The organism is Micromonospora rubida (assembly GCF_009908295.1).
GTDB classification, from domain to species: Bacteria; Actinomycetota; Actinomycetes; order Mycobacteriales; family Micromonosporaceae; genus Micromonospora; species Micromonospora rubida.
Window position 1 is genome coordinate 33,114 of record NZ_JAAALO010000016.1, and the last position, 11,809, is coordinate 44,922.

At 75.0% G+C, this 11,809-nt stretch carries 10 protein-coding genes and 1 rRNA gene; 3 read left to right on the forward strand and 8 right to left on the reverse strand.

What is annotated here, in order from left to right; translation table 11 throughout:
* Positions 1–70 precede the first annotated feature (70 nt).
* Complete coding sequence (locus tag GVV04_RS30900) at positions 71–1,054, forward strand: TrmB family transcriptional regulator (protein WP_161692543.1); 984 nt, start codon at positions 71–73, stop codon at positions 1,052–1,054.
* A gap of 52 nt (positions 1,055–1,106) precedes the next feature.
* Here GVV04_RS30900 and GVV04_RS30905 read toward each other — a convergent pair whose 3' ends face one another.
* The 5 genes from GVV04_RS30905 to GVV04_RS30925 form a co-directional block, all read right to left on the reverse strand.
* Positions 1,107–4,829 carry a S8 family serine peptidase gene (locus GVV04_RS30905; RefSeq protein ID WP_161692544.1) on the reverse strand — a complete coding sequence of 1,241 codons (3,723 nt, stop codon included), beginning with the start codon at positions 4,827–4,829 and terminating at the stop codon, positions 1,107–1,109.
* Positions 4,830–5,069: 240 nt separating this feature from the next.
* Positions 5,070–5,954, reverse strand: coding sequence for an NAD kinase (locus GVV04_RS30910; protein ID WP_161692545.1), 885 nt, complete (start codon positions 5,952–5,954; stop codon positions 5,070–5,072).
* 52 nt (positions 5,955–6,006) lie between these two features.
* The gene (locus GVV04_RS30915) at positions 6,007–6,888 is read right to left on the reverse strand and encodes a TlyA family RNA methyltransferase (RefSeq protein ID WP_161692546.1); all 882 of its coding nucleotides are present in this window, start codon (positions 6,886–6,888) and stop codon (positions 6,007–6,009) included.
* 19 nt (positions 6,889–6,907) lie between these two features.
* Positions 6,908–7,132, reverse strand: a complete 225-nt coding sequence (locus GVV04_RS30920) for a hypothetical protein (RefSeq protein WP_161692547.1) — start codon at positions 7,130–7,132, stop codon at positions 6,908–6,910.
* 28 nt (positions 7,133–7,160) lie between these two features.
* The gene (locus GVV04_RS30925; RefSeq protein WP_161692548.1) at positions 7,161–7,769 is read right to left on the reverse strand and encodes a phasin family protein; all 609 of its coding nucleotides are present in this window, start codon (positions 7,767–7,769) and stop codon (positions 7,161–7,163) included.
* 112 nt (positions 7,770–7,881) lie between these two features.
* Here GVV04_RS30925 and GVV04_RS30930 point away from each other — a divergent pair, with 112 nt between their 5' ends.
* Positions 7,882–8,220 carry an SCP2 sterol-binding domain-containing protein gene (locus GVV04_RS30930; RefSeq protein WP_161692549.1) on the forward strand — a complete coding sequence of 113 codons (339 nt, stop codon included), beginning with the start codon at positions 7,882–7,884 and terminating at the stop codon, positions 8,218–8,220.
* Positions 8,221–8,307: 87 nt separating this feature from the next.
* On the opposite strand, the gene GVV04_RS30935 is transcribed toward GVV04_RS30930, so the two are convergent.
* Both GVV04_RS30935 and GVV04_RS30940 read right to left on the reverse strand, forming a co-directional pair.
* On the reverse strand, positions 8,308–9,330 hold the full coding sequence (locus tag GVV04_RS30935) for an HAD-IIA family hydrolase (RefSeq protein ID WP_161692550.1): 1,023 nt from the start codon (positions 9,328–9,330) through the stop codon (positions 8,308–8,310).
* Positions 9,327–10,289 carry a Replicase polyprotein 1ab gene (locus GVV04_RS30940; protein WP_407938863.1) on the reverse strand — a complete coding sequence of 321 codons (963 nt, stop codon included), beginning with the start codon at positions 10,287–10,289 and terminating at the stop codon, positions 9,327–9,329. Before GVV04_RS30940 ends, GVV04_RS30935 begins: the two co-directional genes overlap by 4 nt.
* Before the next feature lie 171 nt (positions 10,290–10,460).
* Between GVV04_RS30940 and GVV04_RS34180 the strand changes: the two genes are divergently transcribed.
* A complete protein-coding gene (locus tag GVV04_RS34180; protein ID WP_201754430.1) occupies positions 10,461–11,594 on the forward strand; it encodes a hypothetical protein in 1,134 nt (377 codons plus the stop codon).
* A 90-nt stretch (positions 11,595–11,684) separates the two neighbouring features.
* Here the strand turns inward: GVV04_RS34180 and rrf are convergent.
* Positions 11,685–11,801 (reverse strand): 5S ribosomal RNA (gene rrf / locus GVV04_RS30945).
* Between the last annotated feature and the right edge of the window lie 8 nt (positions 11,802–11,809).

The window sequence follows — 11,809 nt, forward strand, 5'->3', positions numbered from 1 at the left end:
AGCCCCGACAGTTGACCAGCCGGCAACGCCGCGTCATGGCCCGTCCGCCGGCGACGTACAGTTCTGCCCCGTGTTGGACGTGATCGGCCTGACCCCGGGCGACGAGGACCTCTACCGCTGCCTGGTCCAGCTCAACGCCGCGCGGGTCGACGAGCTGGTCGAGCGGCTGCACCGCCCCCGCGCCGAGATCCTCGCCGGGCTCGACACGCTGCGGGGCAAGGGGTTGGTGGTGCCCGCCGGCCCGGAACCCGACGCGCCGCTGCGCCCGCTGGCGCCGGACATCCCGCTCGGGGCGGCGCTGCTGCGCCGGCAGGAGGCCCTCGAGGCGGCCCGCGCGGCGGTCACCCAGCTGACCGAGGAGTACCAGACCGGAATGCGCCGCCACGACGCCGACCACCTGGTCGAGGTCATCACCGGCGCTGAGGTCCTCCGCGAGCGCCTGCGTGACCTCCAGAACGGCGCCCGCGTCGAGGTGCTCTGGTTCTGCCGGGCGAACCCGCTGACCATGCCGGGCCAGGACAACGTGGAGGAGTTCGACGCGCTGGCTCGCGGGGTACGGTACCGGGCCATCTACGAACGCGACATTCTCCTCGAACCCGGCGCGCTGGAGGACGTCCATCAGGGCATCCACGCCGGGGAGCAGGCCCGCGTGCTCGACCGGCTGCCGGTCCGGCTGGCCATCGTCGATGGTACGACGGCGGTCTGCCCGCTCGTGCCGGACCGGGACAGCGGCGAACTGAGCGCCGCGGTGATCGGCCGCAGCCAACTTCTCGACGCGCTGCTCGCCCTCTTCGAAAGCCACTGGCTGATGGCGACCCCGCTGCGCTCCGCCGCCCTGTCCGCCGACCCCGGCGGGGACGGCTACCGGCCGGACGCCGACGAGGTCCGGCTGCTGTCGCTCTTCGTGGCCGGCGTACCGGACAAGTCCATCGCCTCCCAGCTCGGGGTGAGCCGGCGTACGGTGCAACGCCGCCTCGCCGACCTGATGGCGGTCGCCGGCGTGGACACCCGCCCCGGACTGGCCTTCCAGGTCGCCCGCCGGGGCTGGATCTGACCCCGACGGGCGAGGGGGCGGGGCGGCACCGCGCCGCCCCGCCCCAGCCGCGTCAACGCAGACCGTACGCGTCGATCACGGTCTGGTCGACGCTGTCGCCGGCCCGGTCGCTCGCGTGCACCCGGAGCGACACGGTGCCACGGCCGGCCGGCACCGTGGCGGTGAACCGGGTGCCGTGGCCCTGCACGGGCGCCTTCCGCCAGGTCCGCCCGCCGTCGAACGACACCTCGACCCGTACGCTGGTGCCGGTCGGCGCGGACACCCCGGTCGGCTGGCGCAGGGTCAGGCCGAGCCGGTGCGGCCGGCCACCGGGCACCTTGCCGCGCAGGTCGGCGGGCACCTGGTAGTCGACCTGAAGCAGCGGCAGCGGCGTGGCGGCGGTCCCGGCCGGGCGGGCCGAGGTGAACTGCCAGGCCGTGTCGGTGCGGGTGGCGTAGCGCCACTCGGCCGAGGACCGCCGCGTGCTCACGTCCAGCCGGTAGCGCGCCGGGGCCGCGACGGTGGGCACCGGTGCCCAACCGCCGGAGAGGTCGGCGATCTGCTGCCCGTTCCTGCTGATCCGGACCCCGACGGTGTCCGACTCCCCGCTGCGGCCGGCCGCAGCGTAGTGGCCGCCGGCGTCGACGAACTCGGGCACCCGCAGGTCGAGGCTGTCACCGGTGCGGGTGGGCACCCTTGCGCCGGTGGCCGGCACGGCCGGCCGGACCACCGGGGCGTGCCAGGTCTCCGTCTCCCGGTCGGCGGCGGCGTACCGCCGGGGCTCCTGGGTGAGCCCGCCGATCAGCTTCCCCCACTGGTCGAACATGAGCTTGTGCTGCACCCGGTGCTGCCACCAGTGGTCCCCGGAGCTGACGAACTCCTGCCGGGTGGTGCCGGTGCGCACCATCCGCTGGTCGTCGTTCCAGGAGTACTCCTGCCACGAGCGCCAGCCGAACCGCTGCTCGCTGGCCCACTCCGCGCCGGTGTCGCCGTAGCTCGCGGTCACCTCGGCGGTGTTCTTCGCGGTCACCCGGTGGACGATCCGCTCCGGCACCCGCCCCTTCGCCACCTGCCACACGTCGTACAGGTAGGGGCTGTCCACGGTCAGCGTCAGGTCCAGCGTCGGCCGGCCCCTGCGGGCCGACGCGATCAGTCGCTGCCCGTCGTCGTACGCCACCACCATGGCCGGGATCGGCAACCGGTCGCCGGTCGGGCGCCACACCGTCCACGCGCTGAAGTCCGCCGGCCGAACGATCAGCACGGCGGCGGCGCCGGCAGTCGCGGCGGCGGCGACCTGCTCCTCCTCCGAGCGATCCGGGTCGGCGGCGAGCAGCGCGGCGGCGCCGCGCACCCGGGTCAGCTCGGCGGGCGTGCCGGTGCCGGCCCAGACCAGCGGCAGCTTCCGCCGGCCGGTCGGCGCCGGCGACTGGCCCAGCAGGTTGATGTCCAGCGGGCCGGACACCCCGCTGATCTTCGCGTCCACCATCGGCGCGACCAACTGCCAGCGCGAGGAGAACTCGAACTCGCCCTGGCTGACCCGACGGGTCGGCGTGACGTTGACCTGCTCGATGGTGCTGAAGGCCATCACGCCGTGGTCGACCTGCCGGCCGTTGCCGAAGACTCGGTGCAGGTAGTAGCTGATCGTGTCCCGCTGCTCGGTGGGCTTCGGCGTCTCGATCCGCACCGGCGTGCCCTTGCGCGGGTCGAGCACCACGGTCAGGTCCCGGTCGACGACCAGCTCCGGCTCGATGATCTCGGTGAGCTGCTCGTCCAGCGGGGCGCCGTGCTCGATCAGCGCGGTCACCGTGTACGGGCCCTCCTCGACCTGCAGGGTGGCCTCGCCGTCGATCCAGCCCCAGTAGTCCGACTCGGGATGCTCGCCGAAGAAGGTCACCGCCGGAGAGATGGTCGGCCGGCCCTGCATGTCCAGCGCCTTCAGGGTGACCTGGTGTACCGCGCCGGCGAGGGTGAGCGCGACCGGGGTGCGCACGGCGACGCCGTCCGCACCGGTCGCCACCAGAGCGCCGCCGTGCGGTCCCCGGGCCAGCTTCGCCGGGTCGGCCCGCAGCGACACTGCCACGCTGCCGCCCGCCGGCACGGTCACCTCATCGGAGGCGACGGAGACGCCGTCGGTCTCGGCCGCGCCGCTGTCCAGGTTGCGCAGTTCCAGGGCCAGCCGCAGGGTCTGCGGGGCCGCCGTGCCATTGGTGTACGTGACGCTGCGCTCGACCGCCGCGCCACCGGCGCTCACCCGTCCGAAGTCGGCGGTGGCCGAGGCGTACACCCGCTGGCCGAGCGCCCGGGCCACGTCGACCCGGCCGCCGCCCTGCTCGAACACTGTCAGCTCCGAATTCGCCCTCGCGGTGCTGACCAACGCGTCCTTGAGTTTCCCGGCCGGCCAGTCGGGGTGTTCCTGGGCGAGGATCGCGGCCGCGCCGGCCACGTGCGGGGTGGCCATCGAGGTGCCCGACACGGCCGTGTACGCCTCGCCGACCGGCGTACCCATGCTGGTGCCGGCGGCCCGGGCGGCGACGATGCCGACGCCCGGCGCGGTGATCTCCGGCTTCAGGCCGTTGTCGCCGAGGCGCGGCCCGCGACTGGAGAACTCCCCCAGGTTCTCGTCGCGGTCCACCGCGCCGACGGTGAGCGCCGCCGCGGCCGCGCCCGGCGTGCCGACGCTGCGCGGCGTGCCCTCGTTGCCGGCCGCGACCACGAAGAGGGCCCCGGTCTCGGCGGTCAGGTCGTTGACCGCCTGGCTCATCGGGTCGGTGCCGTCCGTCGCGGCGCCGCCGAGGCTCATGCTGACGACCTTCGCGCCGGAGTGGGCGGCCCATTCCATGCCCGCGATGATGGACGAGTCGTAGCCGGAACCGCCGTCGTCGAGCACCTTGCCGACCAGCAGCCGCGCGCCGGGCGCGACGCCCTTGCGTCTCCCGTCGGAGGCGGCGCCGCTGCCGGCGACGGTGGCCGCCACGTGGGTGCCGTGGCCGTGCCCGTCGCGGGCGCTGCCGCTGCCGGAGAAGTCCTGCGCGTCGACGATCCGGCCGGCCAGGTCCGGGTGGGTGTCGTCGACGCCGGTGTCGAGCACGGCCACCTTCACGCCGCTGCCGTCCCGGCCGGCGGCCCAGGCCGCCGGCGCGCCGATCTGCGGCACGCTGTGTTCGAGCGTCGGGCGGACCCGCCCGTCCAGCCAGACGCGGGCGATGCCGCCGCCCAGCCGCGGCGCGGCCGCCGGGGTGGTCCGGGCCGCCGGCGCCCCGGCCAGCGTGGTCCACAGGCCACCCAGGTCGCCCTTGCCGACCCGCAGCGCCGCGCCGTTGATGCTCCCCAGAGGGCGGGCGTCGGCGGCGACGGAGAGCGGCCGGACCCGGCCGGCGGCCGGCTCCCGGTAGCGCACGATCAGCGGCAGGACGCCCTGCGCGGCGTCGCCGTAGCCCTCCTCGGCGAGTTCCTGCACGTCGAACAGGTTGCCGTCGAGCACCCCGGCGGAGACGTAGGGCACGGCATCGCTGGGCAGCACCCGCAGTCCGCCGTCGACCTCCACCGTCTGGAAGATGACCCGCTCACGCCCCGGCCCGGGGCGAACGGTGGCGGCGACCCGGCCGGGTGCCGCCGGAACGAGGTCGACCTGGTCACCGGTGATCAGGGTGATGCGGGCGGGCGCGGTACCCGGGGCCGTCGGGCCCGGATTCGGGCCGGTGGGCCGGGCCGGCGGGTCGGCGGACGCCGGTGCGGCGAGACCGACGACCAACGCGCCGACCGCGCCGGCGGTGAGCCACCGTGGGGGCCTGTGCATGCGATGCGCTCCTCTTCTCCGAAGGCCGACCTCTCACGGAGATCAACCGCTCGGAGTCTGCGACGCAGCTCACCGCACGGTCACTAGCTGCGGCGCGCCGCACCGGCGACATGTCGCCAGGTGGACACCGGACAGGCACCCGCCGGCGCGGTAGGTGTCCGGCAGGTCACCGCCGAGATGTCTCACCGCGCCTCGGCGCGGGCACGGCCGCCGGAGCGACCCGCGCGTGGCCCGGACGGGTCAGCGGCGGGAGCCCCGCCAGCCGTGCACCGGGAGCCCGAACTTCGCCACCAACCGGTCGGTGAACGACCGGGCCCGCAGCCGCACCACACACACCGGCAACGCGCCACGACGCACCGTGACCCGGGCGCCCGGCGGCAGGTCGTACACCCGCCGGCCGTCGCAACAGAGCACCGCCAGGGTGGTGAACGGGTCCACCGTGATCGAGAACGTCGACGTCGGCGAGGTGACCAGAGGCCGGCTGAACAGCGCGTGCGCGCTGATCGGCACCAGTAGCAGCGCCTCCACCTCCGGCCAGACCACCGGCCCGCCGCCGGAGAACGCGTACGCGGTGGAGCCGGTCGGGGTCGCGCACACCACGCCGTCGCAGCCGTACCGGGACAGCGGCCGACCATCCACGTCGACGAGGAGCTCCAGCATCTGGGCCCGCTCGCCCTTCTCGACGCTGACCTCGTTGAGCGCCCAGGACTCGATCGTCGGGCCGCCGTCGAACTCCGCGGTCACGTCGAGGGTGAGCCGTTCGTCCACCGTGTAGTTGCGCTCGACCACGTCGCGCACCGCCACGTCGAGGTCGTCGATCTCCGCCTCGGCGAGGAAGCCGACCTTGCCGAGGTTGATGCCGAGCAGCGGCACCTTCGTCGGGCGGGCCAGCTCGGCCGCGCGCAGGAACGTGCCGTCCCCGCCGAGGGCGAAGACGATCTCCGCGCCCTGCGCGGCCTCGGGGCCGGTCACCGGCACCACGCCGGGCAGGTCCAGGTCCTCGGCCTCCTCGGCCACCACCCGCACCTCGAAGCCCGCGGCGATCAGGTCCGCCGCGACCGCCCGGGCGTGCTCGGTGCTGCGGCGCCGACCCGTGTGCGTCACGAGCAGCGCGGTACGACTCACCGGATCCGCCCTCCGTTCGCGACTGCGGGGCTCGCAAGCTCACTCCTCGCGCTCACCCTGCCACCTCCTCCGGGGCCGTTTCCGGCTCCTGCGGGGCCTCATCCGGCATGGTGCCGGACGGGGGCGGGCCCTGCGGGCCGGCCGCCACGACGGCCCGCACCCGCTCCGGGTCGGCCGCCGGCGCGCCCCGGCGTAACCATACGAAGAACTCGACGTTGCCGCTGGGCCCCGGCAGTGGGCTGGCGGTCACATCCGCCAGCCCCAGGCCGAGCGTGGCCGCCGCCGCCGCCACATCGAGGACGGCCTCGGCGCGCAACGCCTCGTCGCGTACCACCCCGCCGGCCCCGACCCGTTCCCTGCCCACCTCGAACTGGGGCTTGACCATCAGCGCCAGGTCGCCGTCGGGCCGGGTGCAGGCGGCGAGCGCCGGCAGCACCAACCGCAACGAGATGAACGACAGGTCGGCCACCGTCAGGTCGACCTGCCCGCCGATCACCTCCGGGGTCAGGGTGCGAACGTTGGTCCGTTCGAGGACGCGTACCCGGTCGTCGGTGCGCAGCGACCAGGCGAGCTGGCCGTACCCGACGTCCACGGCGACGACCTCGGCCGCGTCGGCGCGCAGCAGGACGTCGGTGAAGCCACCGGTCGACGCGCCGGCGTCGAGGCAGCGGCGGCCGGCCACCCCCAGCCCGCCCGGGGCGAACGCGGCCAGGGCGCCGGCCAGCTTGTGCCCGCCCCGGGAGACGTACTCCGAGACGGGGTCGGCGCCGGTGACCAGCAGCGGGTCGGCGGGGTCGACCATCGCGGCGGCCTTGCGGGCCTGCACCCCACGAAGCCGGACCCGCCCGGCCTCCACGAGCGCGGCGGCCTGCTCCCTGGAGCGGGCCAGCCCGCGGCGGACGAGTTCGGCGTCGAGCCGGGTGCGACGTGCCATGGGAAGGTTCTCCGGTCGGTCAGGCCTGGTCGATGGTGGCGAGCGTCTCGCGCAGCGTCTGGTACGCCGCTTCGTACTGCGGGATCTGGTCGGCCGGCGAGAGCGCCGCGGCGTTCGCCATCGCCTGGACGGCGGCGTCCACCGCCGGGTGCCGGACCGCTCCGTCGGCGTCGACGCCGATCGGGCGCGGCGGCGGGCCCGGCCGGGGACCGGGGGGCGGGCCCGGCCGGAACGGCGCGCTCACCGCCGGCCCCGACCCGTCACGGGTACGCTCACTCCGCGCCGCCCGGCTGCTGCCTGCGTGGCACCGCCTTCACCGGCCGGGCCGGCTCCGCGCCGCCCTCGTCGGCACCGGTGCGGCTCACCGTGGCCGGCGGCTTGCGGGCGATGGTCTTCTTCGCGACGGTCTTCTTGGCCACCGTCTTCTTCGCCACGTTCTGCGTCGCCACCGCGTCCGGGGCGGTGTGGCCCGTCGGCTCCGCCATGCCGGCGGCGGTGCCCGTGGGCTCCGCCGCCCCGGCGGTGGGCAGGGCTGCCGGTGCCGCCGCGCCGGCCGGCAGCGCGGACCCGGCGGGGCCCGCCTTGGCCTCCCGGAGCTGACGCTCCAGCTCGTGCACCCGGCGGGTCAGCTCGGCCACCTCGTCGGCGGCGGCCAGTCCCACCGCGCCGAGGGCCCGGTCCACCTCGAAGCGCACCAGTTTGGTCAGCGCCTCCCGGTTCGCCACACCGGTCGAGAGCAGTTCCTCGGCGAGGGCCTGGAGCTGGGTGGCCGTCGCCTCGCCGGAGCCGACCAGCCGGCGTACGACGTCCTGGGCCTTCTTCCGGGGGGCCTCCGTCAGGCCCATGGCCAGTCCGAGGTAGGCGCGCCACGCGTCCTGCATGCCTGAGTCCTTCCACGGGGGTGGGGTTACCGGTGTCACGCTACCGGGCGCCAGGCGACGCCCATTGCGGTACGGTGCCGGGAAACGGGCGTGGCGAGCGTGAGGAGACGATGTGGCCAGCGTGGACGAGTGCCGGCAGGCGTTGCAGGATCTGGCCGCCCGGCTGGACCACAACGCCGAGACCGTACGGGAGCGGATCGACCTGGACCGGACCCTGGCCTGCCGGGTGACCGATCTGAGTGCTGCCTTCCACGGCCGGCTCACCGACGGACGGCTGCTCGACCTGACCGACGGAGACGACCCGAAGGCGAAGATCGCGCTGAGCACCAGCAGCGACGATCTGCTCGCCCTCGTCCGCGGCGAGCTCGACGTCACCCAGGCGGTGGCGTCCAAGCGAGTCTCGATCAAGGCAAACCCGTTCGACCTGCTGAAGCTCCGCAAGCTGCTCTGACCGCGTCGGGACGCCGGTGCCCCGCCGCGGCGGACCACCGACCAGGCGGGCCGGCCCCGATCGCGTACGGCGGGGCCGGCCCTTGGATCAGTCCGTCAGGCCGAGGTCGGCCAGCGCCTCGGTGGCCTCCGGCGAGCCCGCCCGGACCGCCGGGCCGGCGTCCGCAGCCCACGCGACGGCGCAGAGCGCGGCCAGGGCGTCCAGCGGTCGTCCCGCCCCGGTCAGTTCCAGCGCGCCGTCGTCGGCCACGGTCGCCGACCAGCCGCCGGTCTCCGGCTCGCCGGGCACCCGGACCACCGCCGTCGGATCGAACAGCCCGGCCAGATCGGCCGAGACGTACGTCGGGCGACGCGCCGGGGCGGCGGCCAGCAGCTCGGGCACGTCGCTGACGCCGGTGAGCACCAGCAGGCTGTCCAGCCCGGCCCGGCGTGCACCCTCGATGTCGGTGTCCAGCCGGTCGCCCACCACCAGGGTGCGCCCCTCGCCGGCCCGGCGGGCGGCGGTGGTGAACAGCGCCGGCTCGGGCTTGCCCACCACCACGTCCGGCTCCCGGTCCAGCGCGGTGCGCAGCACGGCCACCAGCGATCCGTTGCCCGGCAGCGGGCCGCGCCCGCTGGGCAGGGTCCGGTCGGTGTTCGTGGCGATCCAGATCGCCCCCGCCCGCACCGCCAGCGACGCCTCGGCCAGGTCCGCCCAGCAGACCTGTGGGCCGTACCCCTGCACCACCGCGGCCGGGGCCTCGTCGGCGTGGGAGACCGGGCGCAGGCCGACGGCGCCGACCTCGGCGCGCAGCGCCTCCGCGCCCACCACCAGGACCGCCGCACCGGCGGGCAGCCGCTCCGCCAGCAGCTCGGCGGAGGCGGCCGCGGAGGTCAGCACCTCCTCCGGGGTGGCGGGCACACCCATCCCGGAGAGCAGGTCGGCGACCTCGCTGGAACGGCGGGACGCGTTGTTCGTGGCGTACGCGACCGCCCGTCCCTCGGCGCGCAGCCGACCCACCGCCGCGACGGCGCCGGGGATCGGCCGGTCGATCAGGTAGATCACCCCGTCCAGGTCGAAAACGACCAGCGAGTACCCGTCGGCCAGCCGCCCCCCGGCGTCCGTGGTCACCGCTGGTCCGCGCCCGGTTCGCGGTCGCCGGCCGGCTCCTCGCCACGCGCCGACCCGGTCCGGGCCGCGGCGGTGCCGGCCTCGTCGTCGGTCAGCTCGTCGGCGCGCCGCCCGGCGTCACCGTCCCGATCGTCCTCGTCGCGGTCAGCGGCGGCGGCCGGAGAGTCGTCCTCGTCCTCGTCGTCGTCCTCGTCCGGAGAGTCGAGGTCGTCGTCCCGATCGTCGACACCGAGGGCGTCCTCGTCGTCGGACCGGTCGGCGGCGCCGGTGAGATCGGCGTCCGGCTCAGCCGGCACCGCGCCCGGGCTCCCCGGCCCGGCGGCGATCTCCTCGGCCGGCTCGTCGTCCTCGTCGTCGCCCTCGATCAGCACCCCGTCGAGTTCGAGCAGCCGCTCGGCCGCGTCGGTCTCGCCGTCGGTGTCGACGTCGGCTGCCCGGGAGAACCACTCCCGGGCCTCCTCGTTCCGCCCGACCGCGAGCAGCGCGTCGGCGTACGCGTACCGAAGCCTGCCGGCCCACGACTCGGTCGCCTCGCTCGTCAGCTCACGCACCTGGAGCATCGCCACCGCAGCGTCCTTCTGGCCGAGGTCACCACGGGCACCGGCGGCCACGATCAACAGCTCGATCGAGACTGCCTGGTCCAGCTTCTCCTGGTCGGCGCCCCGGAACAGGTCGATCGCCCGTTCCGGCCGCCCGAGCGCCCGCTCGCAGTCGGCGAGCACCGCCAGGTGGCTCTGCAACCCGGTCATCCGGTGGTACGTGCGCAGCTCGGCGATGGCCGTCTGCCACTCCCCCGTGTGGTACGCGGCCAGCCCGACCGCCTCCCGGACCGCCGAGATCCGCGACGCGAGCCGCCGGGCGGCCATCGCGTGCGCCAGCGCCTCGACCGGGGCCTCGTCGATCAGCTGGCCGGTCGCGACCAGGTGCCGAGCGACGGTGTCCGCCACCGGCTTGGCCAACGAGAGCAACTCGGCGCGGACGGTCGAGTCAAGGTCGGTCGCGACGATCTCGTCGGGCAGCGCCGGCGCATCCGCAGTACGGTCGCCCTCCGCCGACCCGGCGCGGTCCCGCCGGTCGTCGCGGGCGGGACCGGCGGTGTAGCCGCCCTCCCGTCGCCGGTCATCGGAACCGTGGCGATCATCGCGGCGCGGACGCTCGCCCTGACCGGCCCGATCGCCGCCACGGAAGCCACCCTCACGGCGGTCACCGCCACGGAAGCCACCCTCACGCGACGGACCACCCTCACGCGGACCGGAACGGAAGCCGCCCTCACGGCGGTCACCGCCGCCCTGGAAACCACCCTCACGGCGGTCGCCACCACGGAAGCCGCCCTCGCGCGACGGACCACCCTCACGGCGGTCACCGCCACGGAAGCCACCCTCGCGCGACGGACCACCCTCACGCGGACCCGAGCGGAAACCACCCTCACGGCGGTCACCGCCACGGAAGCCACCCTCACGCGACGGACCACCCTCACGCGGACCGGAGCGGAAACCGCCCTCACGCGACGAGCCACCCTCACGGGGACCGGAACGGAAACCGCCCTCACGACGGTCACCGCCGCCCTGGAAACCACCCTCACGGCGGTCGCCACCACGGAAACCGCCCTCACGCGACGGACCACCCTCACGCGGACCCGAGCGGAAACCACCCTCACGCGACGAGCCACCCTCACGCGGACCCGAGCGGAAACCGCCCTCACGCGACGAGCCACCCTCACGGGGACCGGAACGGAAACCGCCCTCACGACGGTCACCGCCGCCCTGGAAACCACCCTCACGGCGGTCGCCACCACGGAAGCCACCCTCACGCGACGGACCACCCTCACGCGGACCGGAACGGAAACCGCCCTCACGACGGTCACCGCCGCCCTGGAAACCACCCTCACGGCGGTCGCCACCACGGAAGCCACCCTCACGCGACGGACCACCCTCACGCGGACCGGAACGGAAGCCACCTTCACGGCGGTCGCCACCACGGAAGTCGCGGCCCTCACCGCGCGGTGCCCCACGGTTGTCGCCTTCCCGGCGGTCACCGCCGCCGGCGGGGCGGGAATCGTCACGGGAGGCACCCCGGTACCCGCCCTCGCGGCGCTCACCTCCACGGAAACCACCGTCGCGGGCGCCGTAGCTGCCGCGCTGCCCACCGGCACGGTCGTCGCGGTCTCCGCGGTACGGGGGGCGGTCATCGCGTCGGGGCGCCCCGTCACGTCGGTCGGAGCGGTCTTCGTAACGACGAGGACGGTCGCCGTCGTGCGGTCCTGAACTCACAGGTACATCCTTCCTGATTGCGCCGGAACGACGCTACGCAGTCGAGGGCCGACCCGGATGGGGCGGCCCTCGACTGGAAAGAATGTCCGGCGGTGTCCTACTCTCCCACACCCTCCCGAGTGCAGTACCATCGGCGCTGGAGGGCTTAGCTTCCGGGTTCGGAATGTAACCGGGCGTTTCCCCTCCGCCATGACCGCCGTAACTCTATC